This window comes from Mesorhizobium sp. L-8-10 (assembly GCF_016756635.1).
Lineage (GTDB): Bacteria > Pseudomonadota > Alphaproteobacteria > Rhizobiales > Rhizobiaceae.
Genome location: NZ_AP023263.1, coordinates 2,250,670 through 2,273,708, shown reverse-complemented (window position 1 = coordinate 2,273,708; position 23,039 = coordinate 2,250,670). Strand labels below are relative to the sequence as shown.

At 65.1% G+C, this 23,039-nt stretch carries 17 protein-coding genes and 1 tRNA gene; 11 read left to right on the top strand and 7 right to left on the bottom strand.

Translation table 11 applies throughout. The annotated features are described in order from the left end of the window. Window position 1: 1 nt before the first annotated feature. Entirely contained in the window at window positions 2-1,804 is a 1,803-nt protein-coding gene (locus tag JN280_RS10665; protein ID WP_202312016.1) for an ABC transporter transmembrane domain-containing protein, read from the bottom strand. Window positions 1,805-2,003: 199 nt separating this feature from the next. On the opposite strand from JN280_RS10665, the gene rpmE reads away from it, so the two are divergent. Beyond that, complete coding sequence (rpmE, locus tag JN280_RS10660) at window positions 2,004-2,225, top strand: 50S ribosomal protein L31 (protein WP_202312014.1); 222 nt, start codon at window positions 2,004-2,006, stop codon at window positions 2,223-2,225. Between the two features lie 117 nt (window positions 2,226-2,342). Here rpmE and JN280_RS10655 read toward each other — a convergent pair whose 3' ends face one another. Next, window positions 2,343-2,978: a TetR/AcrR family transcriptional regulator gene (locus JN280_RS10655; RefSeq protein ID WP_202312012.1), complete on the bottom strand. Its 636-nt coding sequence runs from the start codon at window positions 2,976-2,978 to the stop codon at window positions 2,343-2,345. Between the two features lie 110 nt (window positions 2,979-3,088). Between JN280_RS10655 and JN280_RS10650 the strand changes: the two genes are divergently transcribed. Together JN280_RS10650 and JN280_RS10645 are read left to right on the top strand one after the other, a co-directional pair. Continuing rightward, on the top strand, window positions 3,089-3,919 hold the full coding sequence (locus JN280_RS10650) for an NAD(P)H-binding protein (protein WP_202314680.1): 831 nt from the start codon (window positions 3,089-3,091) through the stop codon (window positions 3,917-3,919). Continuing rightward, the gene (locus JN280_RS10645; RefSeq protein WP_202312010.1) at window positions 3,916-4,398 is read left to right on the top strand and encodes an anthrone oxygenase family protein; all 483 of its coding nucleotides are present in this window, start codon (window positions 3,916-3,918) and stop codon (window positions 4,396-4,398) included. Before JN280_RS10650 ends, JN280_RS10645 begins: the two co-directional genes overlap by 4 nt. Window positions 4,399-4,431: 33 nt before the next feature. Here the strand turns inward: JN280_RS10645 and JN280_RS10640 are convergent, their stop codons facing one another. Together JN280_RS10640 and JN280_RS10635 are read right to left on the bottom strand one after the other, a co-directional pair. Continuing rightward, a complete protein-coding gene (locus tag JN280_RS10640) occupies window positions 4,432-4,746 on the bottom strand; it encodes a DUF167 family protein (RefSeq protein WP_202312008.1) in 315 nt (104 codons plus the stop codon). Window positions 4,747-4,755: 9 nt separating this feature from the next. Then, window positions 4,756-5,046 carry a YggT family protein gene (locus JN280_RS10635; protein ID WP_202312007.1) on the bottom strand — a complete coding sequence of 97 codons (291 nt, stop codon included), beginning with the start codon at window positions 5,044-5,046 and terminating at the stop codon, window positions 4,756-4,758. Between the two features lie 143 nt (window positions 5,047-5,189). Between JN280_RS10635 and JN280_RS10630 the strand changes: the two genes are divergently transcribed. Then, window positions 5,190-5,265, top strand: a tRNA-Ala gene (locus tag JN280_RS10630). Between the two features lie 626 nt (window positions 5,266-5,891). Further along, complete coding sequence (locus JN280_RS10625) at window positions 5,892-6,059, top strand: hypothetical protein (RefSeq protein ID WP_202312006.1); 168 nt, start codon at window positions 5,892-5,894, stop codon at window positions 6,057-6,059. 150 nt (window positions 6,060-6,209) lie between these two features. On the opposite strand, the gene JN280_RS39980 is transcribed toward JN280_RS10625, so the two are convergent. Beyond that, a complete protein-coding gene (locus JN280_RS39980; RefSeq protein WP_274609075.1) occupies window positions 6,210-8,507 on the bottom strand; it encodes a methyl-accepting chemotaxis protein in 2,298 nt (765 codons plus the stop codon). Window positions 8,508-8,869: 362 nt separating this feature from the next. Between JN280_RS39980 and JN280_RS10615 the strand changes: the two genes are divergently transcribed. The 3 genes from JN280_RS10615 to JN280_RS10605 all read left to right on the top strand — a co-directional run bounded on the left by JN280_RS10615 (window position 8,870) and on the right by JN280_RS10605 (window position 14,489). After that, window positions 8,870-10,984, top strand: a complete 2,115-nt coding sequence (locus tag JN280_RS10615; protein ID WP_202312005.1) for a mechanosensitive ion channel family protein — start codon at window positions 8,870-8,872, stop codon at window positions 10,982-10,984. Window positions 10,985-11,094: 110 nt separating this feature from the next. Then, entirely contained in the window at window positions 11,095-12,213 is a 1,119-nt protein-coding gene (locus JN280_RS10610; RefSeq protein ID WP_202312004.1) for a 2Fe-2S iron-sulfur cluster-binding protein, read from the top strand. Beyond that, on the top strand, window positions 12,210-14,489 hold the full coding sequence (locus JN280_RS10605) for a mechanosensitive ion channel family protein (protein ID WP_202312003.1): 2,280 nt from the start codon (window positions 12,210-12,212) through the stop codon (window positions 14,487-14,489). Before JN280_RS10610 ends, JN280_RS10605 begins: the two co-directional genes overlap by 4 nt. A 24-nt stretch (window positions 14,490-14,513) precedes the next feature. Here the strand turns inward: JN280_RS10605 and JN280_RS10600 are convergent, their stop codons facing one another. After that, window positions 14,514-14,783: a hypothetical protein gene (locus JN280_RS10600; protein ID WP_244743188.1), complete on the bottom strand. Its 270-nt coding sequence runs from the start codon at window positions 14,781-14,783 to the stop codon at window positions 14,514-14,516. Between the two features lie 103 nt (window positions 14,784-14,886). Continuing rightward, on the bottom strand, window positions 14,887-18,672 hold the full coding sequence (gene metH, locus JN280_RS10595) for a methionine synthase (RefSeq protein ID WP_202312002.1): 3,786 nt from the start codon (window positions 18,670-18,672) through the stop codon (window positions 14,887-14,889). 132 nt (window positions 18,673-18,804) lie between these two features. Between metH and JN280_RS10590 the strand changes: the two genes are divergently transcribed. The 3 genes from JN280_RS10590 (at window position 18,805) to ligD (ending at window position 23,031) form a co-directional block, all read left to right on the top strand. Next, a complete protein-coding gene (locus JN280_RS10590; RefSeq protein ID WP_202312001.1) occupies window positions 18,805-19,032 on the top strand; it encodes a hypothetical protein in 228 nt (75 codons plus the stop codon). A gap of 149 nt (window positions 19,033-19,181) precedes the next feature. Then, window positions 19,182-20,438, top strand: coding sequence for a DUF763 domain-containing protein (locus tag JN280_RS10585; protein WP_202311999.1), 1,257 nt, complete (start codon window positions 19,182-19,184; stop codon window positions 20,436-20,438). 82 nt (window positions 20,439-20,520) lie between these two features. Then, window positions 20,521-23,031, top strand: a complete 2,511-nt coding sequence (gene ligD / locus JN280_RS10580; protein ID WP_202311997.1) for a DNA ligase D — start codon at window positions 20,521-20,523, stop codon at window positions 23,029-23,031. The last annotated feature ends 8 nt before the right edge of the window (window positions 23,032-23,039 follow it).

Sequence of the window (23,039 nt, the reverse complement as noted above, 5' to 3'; positions counted from 1 at the left end):
CCTATTCCGCCGCGCCCCTGAAGGCGCTGGCACCGGTCTCGAACTGCAGCCTGGCGAGCCGGGCATAGACGCCGCCCCTGGCGACGAGCGAACTGTGCGTGCCTTCCTCGACGATCCGGCCGTCCTCCATCACGAGGATGCGGTCGGCCTTGAGCACGGTCGCCAGCCGATGCGCGATGACCAGCGTCGTGCGTCCCTGCATCAACCCCTCCAGGGCCGACTGGACCAGCGTCTCGCTCTCGGCATCGAGCGCCGAGGTCGCCTCGTCGAGCAGCAGGATCGGCGCGTCGCGCAGGATCGCCCGGGCAATCGCGATGCGCTGCCGCTGACCACCCGACAGGGTCACGCCCCGTTCCCCGACAGGCGTATCGAAGCCGTCCGGCAGCTTGCCGATGAATTCGTCGGCCAGCGCGGCCTTGGCGGCGGCCTCGATCTCGTCCCGGCGCGCGCCCGGCCGGCCGAAGCCTATATTGTCGCCGACGGTTGCCGCGAAGATGGTCACATCCTGGGGTACGATGGCGATGCGCGACCGAACATCCCGTGGATCGGCCTCGCGCACGTCGACGCCGTCGACCAACACCGTACCGGTATCGACATCGTAATAGCGCAGGATCAGCGAGAAGACGGTGCTCTTGCCCGCGCCAGATGGCCCGACGATGGCGACCGTCTCGCCGGGTTTCACCGCAAAGCTCATGCCATGCAGCGCCGGGCGGTCGGCCCTTACCGGATAGGAGAAATGAACGTCGAGGAATTCGACCCGGCCCGACCCTTCGGCGGGAAGCGCGCGCGGCGCGGCAGGCGCAGTAATCGCCGGCTCCTCGGCCAGAAGCTCGGTAAGCCGCTCGGCGGCGCCCGCCGCGTGGGCGAGTTCGCCCCATACTTCCGAGAGCGCGCCGAGCGCGCCTGCGGCCAACACCGAATAGAGTAGGAACTGACCGAGCGTGCCGGCAGACAGCGTGCCGGCCAGAACGTCGCGAGACCCGAACCACAGCACCGCCACCACGGAGGAGAATACCGTGAAGATGGCGAAGAAGGTCAGGAAGGAGCGGGCGAAAACCGACGAGCGCGCCGCCTCGAAGGCGCTGTCGACCGCGGCCGAGAAGCGCTTCGTCACCAGCGCCTCGTTGGTGAAGGCCTGCAGCGTGCGCACCGCGCCGATCTGCTCGCTGGCATAGGCGGTGGCCTGGGCGAGCGTATCCTGAGCCGCGCGCGACTTCCTGCGCACCGACCGGCCGAAACCGACGAGCGGCAACACGACCAGCGGGATCGCGGCGATCACCAGGCCGGAGAGCTTGGGGCTGGTCACGACCATCATGCCGACCGCGCCGAGGCCCATGATCAGGTTGCGCAAGGCGACCGAGGCGGTCGAGCCCACGGCCGCCTTGACCTGGGTGGTGTCGGCGGCCAGACGCGACACGATCTCACCGGACTGCGCAGTGTCGAAGAAGGCGGGCGACAGCGTCGTCACATGGGCGAAAACGTCGCGGCGCAGATCGGCCACGACGCGTTCGCCGAGCGTGATGACATAGTAGTAGCGGCAGGCCGAAGCGAGCGCGAGCACGGCTGCGATCGCCACCAGCATCGAGAAATAGTTGGCGATGAAGGTCGAGTCCGAGCCCGAAAAGCCATGGTCGATCATGCGGCGCACGGCGAGCGGCAGGGTGAGCGTCATGGCGGCGGCAAGCACCAGGAAGAACAGCGACGCCACGACCTTGCCGCGATAACGCAGAACATAAGGCGCAAGCCGGCTCAACGGCTTGAGCGAGCGCCTGCGGTTTGCGTCATTGTCGAAAGCTTCGGCCATTATCGTTTCCCGGACCGTATTACGGTCGTTGCGTTGGCGCACCCGAGAAATGCGGGCGACGCGGCCTTGTGCTTCAATTTCGGCTGATGTATAGGCACGCCGACCGTTTTGAAAGCCGTGGCATGAATAGCTGCGGCTTCGCCTTTTCAAAGTGGGCGCATCGCCGCAGGCAGGGCGCCGCTCGAGCAGGAACAGACCGATGAAGACCGATATCCATCCCGACTACCACATGATCAAGGTCGTCATGACCGACGGTACCGAATACATGACGCGTTCGACCTACGGCAAGGAAGGCGACACGCTGAACCTCGACATCGACCCGACCACCCATCCGGCCTGGACCGGCGGTCAGCAGACGCTTCTCGACCGCGGCGGCCGCCTGTCGAAGTTCAAGAAGCGTTACGAAGGCCTCGGCATCTAAGTTTCGACTCAACGCCCCGAACGTCAAGTCCCGCCCCGGCGGGGCTTTTTGTTTTCTGGAGCAATTCCAGCACAAGTGGAAATGCTCTTGACATCAGCCGAAATCGGCTCCCCTCGACTATCCTACCAACTCGCGTATCGCCATGCGCTTGTAAGCGGCCACGACAGCGTCGCCTTCGCTTCGCTCGACCGAAACCGCGAGCCGCATGGTCGCCTCGCCGAGCTGCCAAACCAGGAATGCGCTGGCCTTGATGGCCTCTGGGTCCTCGCCGGGCCGTAGCCGCAGCAGAAGGCGCGAGAGCAACTCCCCATTTGCCCGGCTGTCTGCGAGTTCCATCGCGCTCAGCGCCTTGTCGGCTTGCATGCCTGACCATATGTCGCGCATCACCGGTTCGGCGAGGAAGATGCCGTAATAGGTATCGACCAGCGCGCCGAAGGCGCGTCCGAGCCCCGGCAGGTCCCGCACGCTGGCGAGCCCCTCTTCAATGCAGGCGCGGCTTTCGGCGTGGTAGCGCTCGGCGAGCGCCCGGATGATCGCCCCTTTCTCCGGGAAATACTGATAGAGCGAGCCGATGGAAATGCCGGCCTTCTCGGCCAGGTCGCCCATGCGCAGCGCATCGCTGCCGTGTACGGCGATCAGCCCGCTCGCCGCGTCGAGAATGCGCCGCATGCGCTCGCGGCTTCGCTTCTGAACGGGATCGCGACGGGGCGTGAGCGCCGCTCCCTCCCTTGCCTCTGCAGCCGTCTCGTTCATCCGCCCTTTTCCCATCTTCCGAGCATCCTCTTGACGAACAGAATATGAGGATTTATCACTTTTAGCAAATATGAGGATTCCTCACATTCATCGAAGGGAGAACGATCATGATGACGGGAACGGAAACCCTTATCGTCGGTGGTACCGGAAAGACGGGTCGCCGCGTCGCAGAACGCCTCATGGCGCACGGCATGCCGGTACGCGTCGGCTCGCGAAACGGCACCCCGCCTTTCGACTGGGAGGATCGCGCGACCTGGTCAGCAGCGCTGGCGGGCACGCGAGCCTCCTATGTCACCTACTATCCGGATCTCGCCTTGCCTGATGCGGCGGAGGCGATCGCGGCCTTCGCCGACACGGCATTGCTCGCCGGTACCAGGCGGCTGGTCCTGCTTTCCGGACGCGGCGAACCGGGAGCCCAGCGCGCCGAACAGGCGCTGCAGGCCTCCGGCGCGGATGGAACGATCCTGCGCTGCAGCTGGTTCGGCCAGAATTTCAGCGAGAGCTTCTTGCTGGAGCCCATTCTCGCCGGCGATGTCGCCCTGCCCGCCGACCGTATCCGCGAACCTTTCGTCGATGCCGAGGACGTTGCCGACGTGGCCGCTGCCGCCCTCGTCGACGACAGTCACATCGGCCGGCTCTACGAACTGACCGGCCCGAGACTACTGAGCTTCGCCGAGGCGATTGCCGAGATCGCGAAGGCCAGCGGCCGTACCATCAACTATCGCGCTGTCGACGCCACCGCCTTTGTTGCCGGTCTCGAGGCCGCCGGCCTGCCGGGAGATCTCATCGAGCTCGTCCGGCTGCTCTTCACGGAAGTGCTCGACGGTAGCAACGAATATCTGACCCACGGCGTCTTCGAGGCGCTCGGCCGTCCCCCGCGCGACTTCGCCGACTATGCCAGGGCCACCGCCCCATCCGGTATCTGGGGGACCTCGAAATGACCGGCACGCTCCTTGTTCCGCTCGTTTTCTTCGCCGCGCTGGGCAGCGGTCTGGCTGCGGGTGTCTTCTTCGCCTTCTCCACCTTCGTGATGAGCGGCCTCGCCCGCCTGCCGGCGCCGTCCGGGATTGCGGCCATGAATGCCATCAATGTGACGGCAGTCACGCCCGTGTTCATGAGCCTGCTCTTCGGCACGGCCCTGGTCGCGGCTGTCATCGGCGTCCTCGCCGTGATGAACTGGAGCACGGCGGGCACTGCCTATGCGCTCGCTGGCGCGCTGCTGTATCTCGTCGGCGTGATCGTCGTCACGATCGCCTTCAACGTGCCGCTCAACGACCAGCTTGCCGCTGTTGCGCCCGACAGCGCGGCCGGGGCAGAGTTCTGGCAGCACTATCTCGCGGCCTGGGTTGGCTGGAACCATGTGCGCACCCTGGCCCCGCTCGGTTCCCTGGCGCTGTTCATCCTTGCCATGCGGACATGATCCCCGTCGCCGCTCGGTATCCGGTGAAGGCGGCTATCCGCCCGTCGCCTTCATTACCGCTTCCGCCAGGCGCTCCGTATCGCCGACCACGTGCAAGGTCTTCAGCCTAGCCGTGCCGCCGGCAACGACGCTGACATTGCCGGCCGGCACGCCGAGCGTCTTTGCCACCAGCCGTTCGAGCGCCGTGTTCGCGGCACCCTTCTCGGGTACGGCACGGACACGGGCCTTCAGATACGTCCGACCGTCCGCAGCCGTCCCCACCCCGTCGACGGCATCCTTCGATGCCTTGGGAGTGAGACGGACGAAAAGATCGATGCCGTCGGCGCGCGCACGCCAGGGAGCGGCCATGCGTGGAGGTCAGATCACCAGCGGTGCGACCGTGGTGAGGATGAACTGCCGGACGAAAAAGAGAATCAGGAGGAGGATGATCGGCGAAATATCGATGCCGCCGAGATCGGGCAGGAAGCGGCGGATGGGCCGCAGCGCCGGCTCGGTGACGCGGAACAGGAAATTGCCGATCGAGCTGACAAACTGGTTGCGCGAATTGACCACATTGAAGGCATAGAGCCAGGAGAAGATCGCCGCGGCGATCAGCAGCCACCAGTAAATGTCGAGCGCCAGAACAACGGTCTGAATAAGCGCGAGCATGAAGGGTCTCCGTTCGGGTTCGCGACATGTAGCCATTGGCGGCAGGACGGGCAAGCCCTGCAACGGCTGCTTGCCCCCAGGAAGCGCCACGCGACGCCTTGACAGTGCCGACAGCTGGCCCTAAATCCGCGCATCCGCTGGACGGGGCTGTAGCTCAGCTGGGAGAGCGCGTCGTTCGCAATGACGAGGTCAGGGGTTCGATCCCCCTCAGCTCCACCAGCGGTTTGCACTCTAGCTCCTTTGCTCAAGGGCCAACGGGCTCCCGCATCCGGGGGCGCTGTTCTGGCCTCACTTTCCTGCCGTCCATCAGGTCACGACGAGGGAGTCCGTGCTGCTCCGGCCGATGGAACTCGCGGACCTTCGTCGTGTCGAGAAAGCGTTTGGCAAACTCGAACCGGTCGCCAACCATCGATGGCTACTCAGCGTTTTGGGTTGAAACTTTGCCCCCGCCCGACCAGCAACACGCCCTGGTTTGCTTGAGGCGGCGTAGCGACCCGAAATCCCCGTCAGATATTAAGGATGCTGATGTCGTCATGGAGTTGACTTGCGATCACCTCCACAGCGGCAATTGCGTCATGCGATTGACCTTGCTCGTCCCTCCCCGGCGAACTTCATGCCCTGGCCGGGCTCGGGTCGCCCGCTCTGATGGCCGCCCCTCGCAAAGACGGATCCGATGCGGAGAGCACGGCGACCAACACCGTCAGCATGCACACTCCAGAATTTCGATCACAAGCAGCTCTGGGAGTACGGCGCGTTTTCTGTATTGGCCAGGCAGCTTCAATATCTGAACGTTGGCTCAACCCGAATCATTCTAGGCTGCATGCTCCGGGCCATGGAGCTATGCGATGATTGAGAATGCCGACGACCGCCCAGGAGAAGGGCGCAACGGGGAGAACCGGAGCAAACTGCACCATACCCACAGCCTCAAGGGATGGGTGGCGGTCGCGACGGCGTTGTCGGCAACCGCCCTGGCGCTGGTCGAAGTGCTCCGCTTCATTCGCGAGGTCTGGTAGCCAGGCCGTCGCTATTGGAGGCGCGGCATCGGCCGTCATCCGGCATCGCGCCATCGGGCCCGGATTGGGATGGCATCCACGCCGATCGGCCGCAGCACAGGATGGAGGAGCCGGCGCCTCAGACGATCAGCCTGGCAAGGTCCACCTGCCTCAAAACTCCTCCCAGCCGTCGGCCTCGGCGACGGGCTTCAGCGCCAGATTGCCGCGAACCGCGGCAGGGCGCGGCGCGGGCTGCCGCGGTGCCGGTGCATGCGATGCGGCGGCCGCCTCGGAACCGACCTTGAACTGCCCGACCAGCCGGACCAGTGCCGCCGCTTCGCCCGAAAGCGTGTGGCTGGCGGCCGTGGTTTCCTCGACCATCGCGGCGTTCTGCTGCGTGACCTGGTCCATCTGGTTGACCGCGACATTGACCTCGCGCAGGCTCGTCGCCTGCTCGGCGGTCTTGGCGGCGATGTCGACGACCGCGTCGTTGATCTCGTTCACCTGCGTCATGATTTTTTTCAGCGCATCACCGGTGCTAACGACCAGCCTGACGCCGGCATCGACCTGCGACGATGAGTTGGCGATCAGCGACTTGATCTCCTTGGCCGCCTCCGCCGAGCGCTGGGCGAGCGAACGCACCTCCGATGCGACCACGGCGAAGCCACGCCCTGCCTCGCCGGCGCGCGCCGCCTCGACGCCCGCATTGAGGGCGAGCAGATTCGTCTGGAACGCGATCTCGTCGATCACGCCGATGATGCTGCCGATCTCATGCGACGACTTCTCGATCTGGCCCATGGCTTCGATCGCCTGGCGCACCACCTCGGCGCTCGTCACCGCATCGGAGCGCGTGCTGGCGACGACCCGGCGGGCATGATTCGCTCCATCGGCCGTCTGCCGCACGGTTTCAGTGATCTGGTTGAGCGAAGCCGCGGTTTCTTCAAGGCTCGCGGCCTGCTGGCTGCTGCGATGCGAAAGGTCGTCCGCGGCGGCCGAGATCTCGCTGAGCCCGGTGCGGATGGCGCCGGCGACCCTGTGGATGCCGAGCATGGTCTGCTGCAGCTTCTCGACGGAGAGGTTGAAGTCGACGCGCAGCTCGTCCGCCCCCTTGCCGAGTTGGGTCTGGATGCGCTGGACAAGGTCGCCGTCGGCGAGACGGTGCAGGCCATCGCCCAGTACATCGACGGCATGTTTGGCCGCACGCTGGCTTTCCGCCGTCTCGGCCTCGCGCACCGAACGTTCGCCGTCGATCGTCCGGCGCGCCTCGTCTGCCTCCATCTCCAGACGCTGCTTCTCGATACCGGCCGAGCGGAAGATGCCGAGGGCCTTTGCCATGTCGCCGATCTCGTCGCGCCGGTCTCCATAGGGCACCTCGGCCGCATAGTCGTTCTCGGCGATGCGGCGCATCGCCGTCGTCATGCGGCTGACCGGCTTGGCGATCGAGGCTCCGAGCCAGGTGAAAGCGACCAGTCCCAGGGCAAGGACGAGAGCGCCGCCGAGCAGCAGGATGTTGCGCTGTCCGACGGCATCGGCCAGCAGCGTTTCCTCCGGCACCCCGACCAGAACGGTCCAGGCCGCGCCGAACTCCGGCAAGTCGAGCTCGGTCGACGTGACGCGCCAGTCGACGTCGTTGACCGGAATGGTTTCATGGAAGCTGCCCGTGCGGGCACCCGCGACCGCGGCCCTTGCCGTCGCGTCCTCCGCGGGCTTGCCGATCAATGCAGCCTCCGGCGGCACAACCCAGTTTTTGTCCTGGTTGATGATGCCGACCCAGCCGGTGCCGAGCGGCCGGTGCGTGCCGATCAGGGAAGCGAACACGCCGCCGTTGAAGTCGACGCCGGCCAGCCCGACCGGCTTGCCTGCCCGGTCACGCACGATCGCTATCGTCGAGGTGTAGAGCAGGTCGTTGTAGAGATAGGGGCCCATCAGCGTGGGCTTGCCCTTGGCCAGCGGATCGAGAAACCAGTCCTTGAAGCCGTTCTCCATCGACAGGTCGAGATCCGAGAACCGGATCTCGCCGGTCTGAACGTCGCGCACGATGTTCGGTCCGAAATAGCCGTCGCCTCGGGCAAAGCTGGACGCCATAAGGTCGGGGTTCGCCGCCGAAGGCGCATCCTTGTTCAGCAGCACCCAGATGCCGACAGCGTCGGGCACGATGGTCATCTGTCGCGCGAGCAACTCGCGATAGGCGTCGGGGCCGATCATCGGATCCGAAACCAGCGTTGTCACCGTCTGCGAGATCGATTCCGCGACAGCCCAATGCCGTTTCAGCAGCATGTCGACATTATTCGCTTCCGCGCGCGCAATGCTTCCCAGCAACTGGTCGGCGGCGGCGAGGTCGGATTTCGCGGTCGACCGGACCACATAGAACAGCATGTTGGCGAGAGCGATGGTGAAGACCGCCGCTGCGGCAAGCACGATCGTGCCCCGCAACTTCAGTTGCGGCAGTTTGACGGATTTGGCGTGCATGTCCGGAAGCCCCCTTCGAAGTCGCGCGACGCCCATCGGCGCGACTGCGACCAAGAAAACACGAAGAAGGTTAAGGGCTGGTCAAATGCAGCAATCGGGCACTGGACCTTGTTCAGGCCGGGGCGGGTCTGTCGCCCCTCACAGCCGGTCCATTCCGAGTGTTCCCTTGTTCCCTTTCAATCTGACGCTTTACGACTTCCTTTCATTGCGTATTGTTCGGCAAACGGTCGGCGCTTGAGGGGGAAGCCATGTCGTTTCGTTGTGCCGCTTTTTTGGTTCTTGCCGTGCTCGCTTTCATCGGGGCGGGTCCGTCAGCGGCACAGCCGGCGCAAGACACCGCGAAAACGCAAGTCACGAACACGATGACGTCGGAAGACGTCCGCGCCCTCGCCAACCGCATGAGCGAGACCGAGTTTCGCCAGTTCGTCCTCGAACGGCTGGGTGTCGCTCAGGCCAGCCCGACGACGCCCCCGCCAGCCGAAACGGATGACCTTGCGTCGGAAGGGCAACGGCTCATCGCCGGTCTGGGCGATCGGCTCCTGACGGCAGTGGTCGGCCTGCCGGTGATGTGGGATAGAACGAGTCTGGCTGTCTCGACCTTCGTCGGCAAGCTCGGGTGGAACGGGCTGGGCCGGTTCCTTCTGGGCGTCGCTGGAGCGTTCGGCGCCGGCATCGCCGCCGAACTTCTGGTCGACCGCCTGGCATCACGGCTGCGCCGTCACGCGTCGCGCTCGACGAGCACGGGCACGCTCGGTGAGACCCTGTCGATCCTGGGGGCACGGCTGGCGCTCGACATGTTCGGCCTGATTGCCTTTCTGGTGGTTACGCGAGCGGTGGGACGTGCGCTGATTGCGGAAGATCTGCGGCCGATCGCAGCGCAATTTCTGTTCTACGGCGTGATCACGCCCCGCTTCACCGCCGCCTTCTTGCGCTTCCTGTTCGCTCCGACCAGGCCAGCGCTGAGACTGGTCAGCATCGACGACCGCAATGCCAAATTCCTCTACCGCAACCTCGTCGGCATCATCGTGTTCCTCGGCGCGGCCATCTTCCTCATCAATTTCATCATCGCCAACGGTATCTCCATCGAAGGCACGGCGCTTGGTTTCTGGCCAAACCTTCTGGTCTTTGCCTGGCTGGGCTGGACGATCTTCCATGCCCGTTCAGGCGTCGCCATGATGTCCAGGGGCTGGGAAGCCAACGTCACGCCCATGGAGGACCGTGTCGCACGGGCATATCCGTGGTTTGACCTGGCCTTGATCGCCGCGAGCTGGCTGATTTTCGAGCTCATGATAGTGGGAGGCAACAGCGCCATGCTGGAGAGCGGCAAGCAATATCTCACGCTCGGTATCCTGCTGCTCGCGCCCACAATGGATACGATGATCCGCGGGCTGGTGCGTCACCTGATTCCCCCGATGCAGGGTCAGGGAGCGGTTGCGGAGAAGGCCTATCTATCGACCAGGCGAAGCTATATCCGCATCGGCCGGGTGATGGTGTTCGGGCTCATCGTCCTGGTCATCGCCGTGATGTGGGACCTCAGCATCTCCAGCTTCACCTCCAACCAGGTCGGCCTGCGGCTCGCCGCGCGGCTGTTCACCTTCCTGATGATCCTTGCAGCGGGTTACCTCGTCTGGGAGATATCGACGCTGCTCTTCAATCGTCGGATCGCGGGCGAGACGGCTCCTCAGGGCATCGACCTGCAGAACGAAGACGTCGGCGAGATCACCGGGACGGCGGGTTCTCGAATGACGACGGTGTTGCCGTTGCTGCGCATGGGAACCCAGGCGGCAATCATCGTGCTCACCATACTGGTGGCGCTGAGCAATCTCGGCATCGACATCACCCCGCTCGTCGCGGGCGCCGGCATTGTCGGTCTCGCCGTCGGCTTCGGTGCCCAGACGCTGGTCAAGGATATCGTGTCGGGCGTTTTCTTCCTGATCGACGATGCGTTCCGCGTCGGCGAATACATCGTTGTCGGCTCCACGGCCGGCACCGTGGAGAAGATCTCCGTGCGTTCGCTGCAATTGCGACATCCCCAGGGCGCGGTGCACACGATTCCCTATGGCGAGATCGGTCAGGTGACCAACAACTCGCGCGACTGGGTCGTCGTGAAGATGAAGTTCACCGTTCCGTTCGATACCGACGTGAACAAGATCCGCAAGATCTTCAAGCAGATCGGCAACGAGATCATGGACGCTCCATATGCCGACGACATCATCCAGACCTTCAAGTCGCAAGGGGTAAGCAGCGTCGACGACGTCGGCCTCCTGGTGCGCGGCAAATTCATGTCGAAGCCGGGCAAGCAATGGTCGATCCGCAAGGACATCTATTCGCGTGTCCAGACGGCCTTTGCCGCCGCCGGCATCGAATTCGCGCGCCGTGAAGTCCGCGTCAGCATGCCCAGATATCAGGATCTCACCGACAGCGAGCGGCAGGCGATCGCAACCTCTGCGGCCCAGGCGGCGCTCGCCAAGGGATAGACCTATGTTGAACACAGCTTTGCGCAAAGCCGGTGCGCGCGCTGTCGTCTCTTGCTATTGTCCGGCTGCGATCGGCGACGGTTGTCCGTCCCGGCAGGCAAGGAAACGCGATGGCCAAGCGTATTAGGATCGTCTCGGGTCTGGTCCTCTTCGCCTTCGTCACCATGCATCTTCTGAATGTTGCGTTCGGCCTCCATTCGATCGCGTCGATGGACCGCGCGCGACCATTCCTGATGGGCATGTGGACCAACCCGGTCGGCAGCATCGTGCTGGGCCTTTGCCTTGCCGCGCATTTCGTGCTTGGCCTCGGCGCGATCTACCACCGCAACACGCTGCGGCTTTCGCCCACAGACGCAGTTCAGCTCACGGCCGCCCTCGCCATCGTTCCGCTGCTCACCCCACATGTGGTCGGCACCGTCATCGCGGCCCGGTTCGGCATCGTGAACAACTTCTCGACCCTGATCCCCTATTTCTGGATCGACAAGCCGGCGGAGGGCCTGCGTCAGGTCCTGCTCCTCGCCATATTGTGGATCCATGGCTGCGTGGGAGTTTTCACCTGGATGCGCATCCAGCGCTGGTGGCCGCGCCTCGGAACCTTGCTCCATCCGCTCGCGGTCGCCGTTCCGGTGCTCGGCCTGCTCGGTTTCGTGCAGGCGGGCAACGAGGCCATCGCGCGCTTCGAGGACCCGACCTCGGTCGCCCCGCCCGCCGCGATCCCGCCAATGGTTCTGACACGCCCCTTCGACGAGATCCTGGCGATCCTGGGCAGGATCAACTGGACGGTGTTCATCCTCTATCTTGCTGCGCTCGCGGTCGTTCTGGCAGCCCGCTGGTGGCGACTGCGCGGCGAGCGGCGGCATGTTCAGGTCTCCTTCGTCGGCGGGCCGCTGATCGACACAGGCACAGGCCTCAACATCCTGGAGATCGCCCGTCTCCACCATGTCCCCGTCGCCCATCTCTGCCGCGGGCGGGGGCGTTGCGGGACCTGCCGCATCCGCATCCTGGAAGCGTCCGGCAAGCTCGATCCGCCAAGCACGGCCGAAGCCGCGACCCTGGCGCGGCTCGGCGCAGGGCCCGATGTGCGGCTCGCCTGCCAGATGGAGCCGCCACCCGGCATGATCCGCGTCGAGCGCCTGCTCTCGCCCTTCATGCGTCCGCGGGAACTGCACGAGGAAGCGGTCCAGCCTGATGACGCGATGCCGGCTTCCGTGACGGCGGATGCGGCATGAGCCGGATCCGCCCCTTCCTCCTGGCGATCGTCTGCCTGCTCGCTCTCACCGGCGCGGGCGCCGCTCAGATACCGCCCGCTCCGGCGCAACCGTCCGCTGCCGCCGCCCCGTCGCAGGCCGACAGGCAGGAACTGCTGCGGTTGCTCGGCGACCCCGGGATGGTGGATTGGCTGCGGCGCAGCGCCGAGGCGGGGATGCCCGATTCCGCCGGCCCCGCGAGCCATTCCCTGCGCGCCGAGATCACCGCCCGCATAGCCGCCGCCCGCGCGCGCATTGCCGAACTGATGAGCGCCTGGTCCAACTTCCCGCTGATCCCCGATGTTATCGCCAATGCCTGGCAAGCCGAACTGAGCGCCGGCGAGGCCCTGCGCAGCCTGACCTATGTCATCGTCTTCCTGTTTGTCGGCGGGGGCCTGGAATGGCTGTTCTGGCAGTACTTCCACCCGCTCATGATGCGGATCGTGTACAGCAACCCCACCTCGCTCGGGCGACGTCTGGCCGCGGCCGGCGGCAGGCTTCTCCTGCAGACCATGGGACTGGCGATCTTTGCAATCGGCAGTGTCGGTACATTCGTCGCCTTTGTCTGGCCGCCCTTCCTGGAGCGGATCGTGGTCGACCTCCTGCTGGGCGTGATCGCGGTGCGCGCTTTGGCGCTGGTGTCGCGCTTCGTGCTCGCGCCGCGCCATCCGGATCTCCGACTGGTGCCACTGCAGGATTCACTGGCGCTCAGCGTGCATCGCTGGCACATCGTCGTCGGATCGGTGATCGTCGGCGCGCTGGTCGTCTCGGACGCGCTTTCGGCGCTCGCCCGGTCGGATTCGGGTTCCTTGGACGCCGCCAATGCCGCACTGGCCGTATCGGTGACGCTTGGCGCCGTTGCCGTGGCCACCATCATCGCAATGATCTGGTCGCACTGGCGGGCTTTCGCCCGGCTGCGGCCGGGGTCGAACGGGGCGCGCGGCCGCTTCGATCCTGTTGTCTTCAAGGTCCTGCCGATTTCGCAGACCGTCGTCCTCGTCACTGCATATCTGCTCTGGGTGTTCGATGCCGTCGAACTGATGTGGACCGTGCTGGTCGTCGGCACCTTCCTGCCCGCCTCCAGGCTCGTGCGCATCATCGTCGACCACGCATTCGACCAGGTACCGCTCACTGTTCCCGGCCCCTCGGAAACGGCAACGGACGAGATATCATCGCCTTCGGATGAGGCGCGGACCGCGGCGGAACAGGCTGAGCGTCTCGCCATCTACCGTCCGGTCGCCCGGCGGCTCGCCCGTTTCGCCCTGGCGGCGATCGCCCTGGTGATCCTCGCCACCACCTGGGGCACCAGCATCGCCGCCATGTCGACGTCCTCCAGCCTCGCCGGCCGCGCCGTCAAGGTCGCCATCGATATCGTTGCAGTCCTGCTGATCGCCGATCTGGTCTGGACCTGGGCCAAGACCGCCATCGACCTTCGCCTGGCCCGCTACGTGGCGCCGCCGCCGGGCGAACCACCCGGCCCGGAGGCGCGCATCGCGACGCTGTTGCCGCTGTTGCGCAACATGCTGCTGGTCGCCGTGCTGATGCTCGTCGCGCTGACGGTGCTGTCCTCCCTGGGCGTCAACATCGCCCCGCTGATCGCCGGTGCGGGCGTCGTCGGCGTCGCCATCGGCTTCGGTGCCCAGTCGCTGGTCCGCGATATCGTGTCGGGCATCTTCTATCTCATCGACGATGCCTTCCGCGTCGGCGAATATATCGAGATCGGGGATCTGCGCGGCACTGTGGAATCGATGTCGCTGCGCTCGATGCGCGTGCGTCACCATCGCGGCGCCGTCCACACCATCCCCTTCGGCGAGTTGAAGTCGCTCACCAACTACAGCCGCGACTGGGCGATCCTGAAGCTCGAGTTCCGCGTGCCCTTCGATACCGATCTCAAGCTGGTGAAGAAGATCGTCAAGCAGATCGGCGCCGAGCTCCAGGCGGATCCCAATTACGGCAGCCAGATCCTCGAACCGTTGAAATCCCAAGGCGTCCGCCGCATGGAGGAGTTCAACATGGTGATCGGCATGAAGTTCATGGCGCGGCCGGGCGCGCAATGGGTGATCCGCCGCGACGCATACCAGAAGCTGCGCGACGCCTTCGAGCGTCACGGCATCAGCCTCGCCCAGCGCAGCGTCAAGGTCGAGGTGCTGAGCGACAAGCCGCTGCCTGAGGACGTGATGAGGGCCGTCACCGGCGCCGCGCAGGAGGCGGTCGAAGAGCAGCGCAGGGCGCCACAGCCGGCAACCGGGAACCCTTGAGCCCCTGGCGGCTGTCTGCCCGGCCTACATCTTCTTGATCGACCTGACCTTGTTGTCGCCGCCCACGACCAGTTCATACTGGGCGAAATGCCTGATGTCGTAACAGGTCACGAGCACGACGCGCCGCTCCGGCGTCGATTTGCGCTTGTCGAGCTGGAGATCGCTCACCCGGTCGCACCAGTGGCCGGCATTGCGGATGATCCTGGCGGTCCGCCTTTCCATCATGTCCGCATAGGCGGTCGCGGGAAACAGCGCCAGGGCAACCACGGTCGCGACAACCCTCATCCTGTCCATTTTTTTCTGCCGTCTTGCGCCGCCTCGCGGGTGGCGCCCCGGCGCCATGATCGGGATGATGGTACAGGTGATCGCGACAAAGATGTAGTCCCCGAGACCGGTGCTACTCGGCCGCCTCCGCGTAGGATGCAGGAACATAGTTCAGGATCGGACCGAGCCAGCGCTCGACCTCGCCGACCGGCATGCGCTTGCGCGCCGCATAATCCTCGACCTGGTCGCGTTCGACCTTGGCCACGCCGAAATAGTAGCTCTCGGGATGGGCCAGGTAGAGCCCGGATACGGACGAGCCCGGCCACATGGCGAAGCTCTCGGTCAGGCTTACGCCGGCGTTCTCTTCAGCATCCAGGAGGCGGAACAAGGTCGCCTTCTCCGTATGGTCCGGCTGCGCCGGATAGCCGGGCGCCGGACGGATGCCGCGATAGGGCTCCCCGATGAGGTCGTCAGGGGCAAAAGCCTCATCGCCGGCATAACCCCAGAACTCCTTGCGGACCTTCTCATGCATGCGCTCGGCGAAAGCTTCGGCGAAACGGTCGGCCAGCGCCTTGACGAGAATCGAGGAATAGTCGTCGTTCGCGCGCTCGAAACGCTCGGCGATCGCCACCTCCTCTATACCTGCGGTCACAACGAAGCCGCCGAGATAGTCGGGCAGGCCGCTCTCCTGCGGCGCGACGAAATCGGACAATGCGACGTTCGCCTTGCCATCCCGTTTGGTCAGCTGCTGACGCAGCGTAAAGAAGGTGGCGAGATCGCGCGAGCGGGCCTCGTCGGTGAAGAGGCGGATGTCGTCACCGACCGCATTGGCCGGCCAGAAACCAATCACCCCCTTTGGAGCGAACCACTTCTCCGCAATTATCTTCGAGAGCATCGCCTGTGCGTCGTCGAAGAGCTGGCGTGCCGCCGGCCCCTGCTTCTCGTCGTCGAGGATCTTCGGGTAGCGACCCTTCAGTTCCCAGGTCTGGAAGAAGGGCGTCCAGTCGATGTAGCGGGCGAGTTCGGCCAGGTCCCAGTCGGCGAAGACCTTCGTGCCCAGGAAGGACGGCCTCGGCGGGACATAGGACGACCAGTCCACCCGATGCGCGTTGGTGCGGGCCCTTGCCAGCGGCAGGCGCTGCTTTTCCGCCTCCGAGCGGGCATGGGCCTCGGCGACCTTGCGATACTCCGCCTGCAGTCCCTCGACATAACCGGGTTTCTGCTCGGACGAGAGCAGGCTCGACACCACGCCCACGGCACGGCTGGCGTCGGTGACGTAGACCGCCTGGCCGCGTTCGTAGCGAGGATGGATCTTCACCGCCGTATGGACGCGGCTGGTGGTCGCGCCGCCGATCAACAGCGGGATGTCGAAACCCTCGCGCTCCATCTCGGCCGCCACATGCGCCATTTCGTCGAGCGACGGCGTGATGAGGCCGGACAGGCCGACGATGTCGACCTTTTCGTCGCGCGCCGTCTGCAGGATCTTCGTCGCGGGCACCATGACCCCGAGGTCGATGATCTCGTAATTGTTGCAAGCCAGCACGACGCCGACGATGTTCTTGCCGATGTCGTGGACGTCCCCTTTGACCGTCGCCATCAGGATCTTTCCGGCGCTTTCGCGGGCGCCCCCGCCGTTGGCGAGCTTCTCGGCCTCCATATGGGGCAGCAGCACGGCCACCGCCTGCTTCATGACGCGGGCCGACTTGACCACCTGCGGCAGGAACATCTTGCCCGCGCCGAACAGATCGCCCACCACGTTCATGCCGGCCATCAGCGGCCCTTCGATGACGTGCAGCGGTCGCTCGGCGCCACGCCTCGCCTCCTCGGTGTCGGCCTCGATGAATTCGGTGATGCCGTTGACCAGCGCATGTTCCAGCCGCTTCTCGACCGGCCAGTCGCGCCAGGCGAGGTCCTTCTCCTTCGCTTCCTTCGCGCCGGCGCCCCTGAAGCGCTCGGCGATGACAAGCATCCGCTCCGTCGCCGTGCCGCCCGCCTTCGGCGCCCGGTTGAGCACGACGTCCTCGCAGGCCTCACGCAGGTCGGGATCGATCGATTCATAGACCGCCAGCTGGCCGGCATTGACGATGCCCATGTCCATTCCGGCCTGGATGGCGTGATAGAGGAAGACGGCGTGCATGGCTTCCCGCACCGGCTCGTTGCCGCGGAACGAGAAGGAAAGGTTCGAAACGCCGCCCGACACATGCACATGCGGTAGGGTGCGCGTGATCTCGCGCGTCGCGTCGATGAAGTCGACGCCGTAATTATCGTGCTCCTCGATGCCGGTCGCCACCGCGAAGATGTTCGGATCGAAGATGATGTCCTCCGGCGCGAAGCCGGCCTGCTCCGTCAAGAGCCGATAGGCCCTGGTGCAGATCTCAACCTTGCGCGCCCTGGTGTCGGCCTGACCGACCTCGTCGAAGGCCATGACCACGACCGCCGCACCATAGGCCCGACAGAGCCTGGCCTGGTTGAGGAAAGCCTCCTCGCCCTCCTTCATCGAGATCGAGTTGACGATCGCCTTGCCCTGGACGCATTTCAGGCCGGCCTCGATCACTTCCCATTTGGAGCTGTCGATCATGACCGGCACCCGGGCGATGTCGGGCTCGGCGGCAATCAGGTTGAGATACTCGACCATCGCCCTTTTCGAATCGATCAGGCCCTCGTCCATGTTGACGTCGATGACCTGGGCGCCGTTCGCGACCTGGTCCCGGGCGACGTCGAGCGCGGCCGCATAGTCGCCCGCCGTGATCAGCTTGCGGAACTTGGCCGAGCCGGTGACGTTGGTGCGCTCGCCGACATTGACGAACGGGATGTTCTCGGCGAGCGTGAAGGGCTCGAGGCCGGAAAGCCGCATCTGCGGCACCGATGTCGGCCGCTCGCGCGGCTGGTGTTTCCGCACCGCCTCGGCAATGGCGGCAATATGCTCCGGTGTCGATCCGCAGCAGCCGCCGACGACGTTGACCAGCCCCTCGCGCGCGAACTCCTCGACCTGCGCGGCCATGAACTCCGGGCTCTCGTCATATTGGCCGAAGGCGTTCGGCAGACCGGCATTGGGATAGGCGCAGACGAAGGTCTCGGCGGCATCGGAGAGTTCGGCCAGATGCGGACGCATCGCGGCCGCGCCGAGGGCGCAGTTGAGGCCGATGGTGAAGGGCCTCGAATGGCGCACCGAATGCCAGAAGGCAGTCGGAGTCTGGCCGGACAGGGTGCGGCCGGAAAGGTCGGTGATGGTGCCGGAGATCATGACCGGCAGGCGCACGCCCTTCTCCAGGAAGATCTCCTCGGCGGCGAAGATCGCCGCCTTGGCATTGAGCGTGTCGAAGATGGTCTCGATCAGGATGATGTCGGCGCCGCCGTCGATCAGCCCACGCAATTGCTCTGCGTAGGCGAGCCTGAGATCGTCGAAGGTGACGGCGCGATAGCCGGGATTGTTGACGTCGGGCGAGATCGACGCCGTGCGGTTGGTCGGCCCGAGCGCGCCCGCCACGAAACGTCGCTTGCCGTCTTCCTGCTGGGCCCGGATCGCCGCGCGACGGACAAGCCGCGCGCCGTCGCGATTGAGTTCGTAGATCAGGTCCTCCATGCCGTAGTCGGCCTGGGCGATTGAGGTCGAGGAGAAAGTGTTCGTCTCGATGATGTCGGCGCCCGCGATGGCATATCGGTAGTGGATTTCCTCGATCGCGGCGGGCTGGCTAAGGATCAGCAGGTCGTTGTTGCCTTGCTGGTGGCAGGCACAGCCGCCGAACCGGTCGCCACGGAAATGATCCTCGCCGAAGCCGAGGCCCTGGATCTGGGTGCCCATCGCTCCGTCGAGGATCAGGATGCGTTCGCGCGCGGCGGCTTCGAGCGCGGCCCGCACTTCCGAACCATCGGGCTTGGGCGCTGTCGCACCGAAGAGGCGATCGAGCGATGACGACATTTGCGACAGTTTCCATCCTTGGAGCGACAAAGATCGAAAAATCACATAAAGACATCTTTATGTCAACATGCGCATGAACGCACAATGCTCCTCAGCGCCTTGCGATCTCGGTCGGGAAGGAACACGGAGCCGATGGGCGCACCGACCGGGCGCGGGCCATCTATCTCAGGGCGGCTCGAATCCTGTCAGGATTCGGCCCGCATCCATCAATCCCTCATCGCCGATAGCCTCGCGCGGCAGGATACCGCCGGCGCTATCGAAGACTATGCCCGCTATCAGCGGGCACTGAATGGCCGGACCCCATTTTTGTCGCCGGCCCTGATGGCGCTGATCCGCCCGCTTCCGGGCGCCCAAGGATAGCGCGTGAACGATCGTCACCTACTTTCTTCGAGTCGGCGCGCAGAGCGGCCTGCCCGGTTGACATTCAATCGCTTGCGTCTTTTGGGCCGTGGCAGGCTGACCCCGAATGGCCTATCTTTCGACCATGCATCTGAACCATCGGGTGAGACGTGGCGCGTAAGGCGGGAAGCGCGGACCTGCCGCTGCACGGCGGCAGGGTACCGCCCTGGCTGGCCGATCGGATGACGCGGCTCGGCGCGGTCATCTGCGAGACGATCGTCCACCACTACGGGCGCGAGGAGCTGCTGCGCCGGCTTGCCCATCCCTTCTGGTTCCAATCCTTCGGCGCCGTGATGGGCATGGACTGGCACTCCTCCGGCATCACGACCAGCGTGATCGGCGCCCTCAAGCGTGGTCTCGGCCCGCATTCCGGGGAGTTGGGCATCCATGTCTGCGGCGGTCGCGGCAAGCACTCCAGGCAGACCCCGCACGAGCTGGTGGCGATCGGCGACAAGGTCGGCTTCGACGGGACGGCGCTGGCCAAAGCGAGCCGTCTCGTCGCCAAGGTCGACAGCGCCGCCGTGCAGGACGGCTTCGACCTCTACCTCCACGGCTTCATTGTTGCCGACGACGGCCGCTGGGTCGTGGTCCAGCAGGGCATGAACGACGGGAGCCGCACGGCGCGACGCTACCATTGGCTCTCCGAAGGGCTGAAGAGCTTCATCGACGAGCCGCATTCAGCGATCGACGGCGAGAGCCAGGGCGAAATCGTCAATTTGACCGACCATAGGGCGGAAGCCTCGCGCCAGGGCCAGCTCGATCTGCTCTCCGCTCTCGGCCCCGACGGCATCACCCGTGAACTCGCCGCGCTTGCCGGCGGCGCCCGACCGGCCGAGCCCGTACAGCTCGCTTTGCCACATCTCGTCATGCCGGCCCATCACGACGTCCGCGCCAAGGACGTGCAGGTGCGGCGCCTGCACGCCGCCCTCGCTGCAGCCGCCGATCGCGGGCCCGAGGATTTCGCCGAACTGCTGCTTGTGCCCGGCGTCGGCGCCCGCACGGTTCAGTCGCTCGCCATGGTGGCAGAAGTCGTCCATGGCGCGCCCTGCCGTTTCAGCGATCCCGCACGCTTCTCCTTCGCCCATGGCGGCAAGGACCGGCATCCCTTCCCCGTGCCGATCCATGTCTACGACCAGACAATCGGCGTGCTGAAATCGGCCGTGCAGAAGGCACGCCTCGGACGTGAGGAGGAGCTTTCCGCGCTGAAGCGTCTCGACGACCAGTCACGGCTGCTCGAGCGCCGTGTCTCCGGCCCTTCGGTCGAAGCCCTCATCGCCGAGGAAAGGTTCCAGTCGCATGCGCTGGGCGGCCGCAGCGTTTTCGGTTGGGAAGAGCCGCTGCGGAACAGCAAGGACGGCGCGGCATAGCCGCGTTCAGGCACATATCGCTTCGTCGCGATTCCAGGCAGAACGCTTCCCACCAATCGCGGCTTGTTCTAGCTTCCCGCCCATGCCGCAGCGGAAACTCAAGGCCTATCGCGACAAGCGGGACTTCTCGAAGACGAGCGAGCCGGTCGGCGGCGTGCTCGCCGGCTCCGACAACCGTTTCGTGGTGCACAAGCACTCCGCCACCTCGGATCACTACGATCTCAGGCTCCAGGTCGGCGACGTCCTGAAGAGCTGGGCCGTGCCCCGGGGCCCTTCGCTCAATCCGGCCGACAAGCGCCTGGCCGTCCAGACCGAGGACCATCCGCTCGAATATCTCGATTTCGAGGGCCTGATCCCCGAAGGGGAGTATGGCGGCGGCCCGATGATCGTCTGGGATACCGGCACCTGGGCGCCGATGGACGATGTCGACAGGAGCCTGACGTCGGGCGCCTTCAAGTTCCGCCTCGCCGGCGACAAATTGAAGGGCGGCTGGATGCTGGCGCGGCTGAAGCGCCGCTCCGATGAAGACGAAGACAAGCAGAACTGGCTGCTGTTCAAGGAGAAGGACCTCGCCGCCGATGAGACGCTCGACATATTGGCGGCACGGCCCGAAAGCGTGAAGAGCGGACGGCGGATCGAGGAACTGGTCGAGCAACCAAAGCCGACGCCTGTCCAGGTCGAGCTGAGACCGGGCAAGCTGAAAGGTGCGAAACGCGGGCCGATGCCCGACAGGCTGAGCCCTCAGCTCGCGACGGCCGCGACCGTTCCACCCAAGGACGAGGCGAAGGGGAAGGACAGGGCCGGAGGCAAGACCTGGCTCCACGAGATCAAGTTCGACGGCTACCGCACCATGGTTCGCCTCTCGGAAGGTGAGGCGAGGCTGATCACGCGCAGCGGCCTGGACTGGACAAGGCGTTACGGCGATCTCGGCCGCGCCTTCTCGGTTCTGCGATGCCGCGAGGCGCTGATCGATGGCGAGGTCGTCGCACTCGACGAGCAAGGCGTCAGCCGCTTTGCCGCACTGCAGGACGCGCTCTCACAAGGCTCCGCCGGCAAGCTGCTCTTCTACGCCTTCGACCTGCTCTACCTCGATGGATGGGACCTCAGGGCTGTGCCGCTGCTGAAACGCAAGGAACTGCTCACCCAATTGCTCGCCGGCCAAACGACGTCGCGTTCGGCGATCCAGCTCAGCGACCATGTGCTGGGTGACGGCGAGGCGCTCTTCGAGCAGGCCTCCGATATGGGCCTGGAAGGCATCGTGTCGAAGGACATCTCAGCCCCCTATCAGGAAGGGCGCACGCAGAGCTGGATCAAGGCCAAGGCTCCTAGGCCGGGCAATTTCGTGATCGTCGGCTATACGATTTCTCCGGCGACGGACGGATTGGGAGCACTCGCGCTCGGCGAATGGGAGAATGACGAGCTCCACTACCGCGGCAAGGTCGGTTCGGGCTTCGATGCCGGCGCTTTGCGCGACCTCGAAAAGCGATTGGCGCCCCTGACCGAAGGCGCAGTTCCTCTGCAAGGGGCGCCGAAGGAGACGATCTTCGTGCGTCCGGTGCTGACGGCGCGCATCCGCTACGCCAACAGAACCAACGACGGAATGCTGCGTCACGCCGTCTATATGGGACTGAGGGAGGCCGAACTGTCGCGCGAGGAGCCGACGGACCGGATACGGCTCGTTACCGATGCAGACCTCGCTTCGATCTGGGTCACCAACCCCACCCGCCGCCTCTTCGGAAAGTCCGGACCGACCAAGCTGGACATCGCGGTCTATTACGCGCTGGTCGGCGACTTCATGCTGCCGCACATCATCGGGCGGCCGGTCTCGCTTTTCCGCTGCCCGACCGGCAGGCCGCAGGACTGCTTCTTCCAGCGCCACGCCTTCAACGGCATGCCGCCGACGGTGGCCACCATCCGCACCACCAATTCCGACGACGAGGAGAAGACCTATATTTCCGTCGAGGACGCCAAGGGTTATCTCGCTCTGGCGCAGTTCGGCGTCGTCGAGTTCCACGCCTGGGGCGCCTTGCGGCAGCAGCTCGAAAAGCCTGATCGAATCGTCTTCGACCTCGATCCCGGCGACGGCGTCGCCTGGCGCGAGGTGGTGGAGGCCGCAATCCACATACGCGGCGAACTGGAAACGCTCGGTCTCGTCCCCTTCGTCAAGACGTCAGGCGGCAAGGGCATCCATGTGGTCGTGCCGATCCTGCCGAAGCGCGGCTGGAAGGAAGTGCACCGGGCAACCAGCGACATTGCCGGCAGGATCGCCGCATCGGCGCCTGAAACCTTCACCGCGATCATGGGCAAGGACAACCGCAAGCGTCGGATCTTCATAGACTTCCACCGCAATGCGCGCAGCGCCACCGCGGCGGCGCCCTATTCGCTGCGCGCCCGCGCCAACATGCCCGCCTCGGCTCCGTTGTCATGGAACGATTTGGAGTCCATCGACGCCCCTGAGGATTTGAACTATTCTTCCCTTCCGGGCTTGTTAACCATGTCGGGCGATCCCTGGGCCAGGATTAACGAATTCGCCCGTGAATTGCCGGCAGCATCGCAGGCGAAGACGTCGAGCAGAAAGCAATCGAACAACTAGTGCCGTCG

Coding starts and splice junctions, on each gene's coding strand:
- JN280_RS10665 (WP_202312016.1), bottom strand. CDS start 1,804: ATGGCCGAAGCTTTCGACAATGACGCAAACCGCAGGCGCTCGCTCAAG.
- rpmE (WP_202312014.1), top strand. CDS start 2,004: ATGAAGACCGATATCCATCCCGACTACCACATGATCAAGGTCGTCATG.
- JN280_RS10655 (WP_202312012.1), bottom strand. CDS start 2,978: ATGAACGAGACGGCTGCAGAGGCAAGGGAGGGAGCGGCGCTCACGCCC.
- JN280_RS10650 (WP_202314680.1), top strand. CDS start 3,089: ATGACGGGAACGGAAACCCTTATCGTCGGTGGTACCGGAAAGACGGGT.
- JN280_RS10645 (WP_202312010.1), top strand. CDS start 3,916: ATGACCGGCACGCTCCTTGTTCCGCTCGTTTTCTTCGCCGCGCTGGGC.
- JN280_RS10640 (WP_202312008.1), bottom strand. CDS start 4,746: ATGGCCGCTCCCTGGCGTGCGCGCGCCGACGGCATCGATCTTTTCGTC.
- JN280_RS10635 (WP_202312007.1), bottom strand. CDS start 5,046: ATGCTCGCGCTTATTCAGACCGTTGTTCTGGCGCTCGACATTTACTGG.
- JN280_RS10625 (WP_202312006.1), top strand. CDS start 5,892: ATGATTGAGAATGCCGACGACCGCCCAGGAGAAGGGCGCAACGGGGAG.
- JN280_RS39980 (WP_274609075.1), bottom strand. CDS start 8,507: ATGCACGCCAAATCCGTCAAACTGCCGCAACTGAAGTTGCGGGGCACG.
- JN280_RS10615 (WP_202312005.1), top strand. CDS start 8,870: ATGACGTCGGAAGACGTCCGCGCCCTCGCCAACCGCATGAGCGAGACC.
- JN280_RS10610 (WP_202312004.1), top strand. CDS start 11,095: ATGGCCAAGCGTATTAGGATCGTCTCGGGTCTGGTCCTCTTCGCCTTC.
- JN280_RS10605 (WP_202312003.1), top strand. CDS start 12,210: ATGAGCCGGATCCGCCCCTTCCTCCTGGCGATCGTCTGCCTGCTCGCT.
- JN280_RS10600 (WP_244743188.1), bottom strand. CDS start 14,783: ATGGACAGGATGAGGGTTGTCGCGACCGTGGTTGCCCTGGCGCTGTTT.
- metH (WP_202312002.1), bottom strand. CDS start 18,672: ATGTCGTCATCGCTCGATCGCCTCTTCGGTGCGACAGCGCCCAAGCCC.
- JN280_RS10590 (WP_202312001.1), top strand. CDS start 18,805: ATGGGCGCACCGACCGGGCGCGGGCCATCTATCTCAGGGCGGCTCGAA.
- ligD (WP_202311997.1), top strand. CDS start 20,521: ATGCCGCAGCGGAAACTCAAGGCCTATCGCGACAAGCGGGACTTCTCG.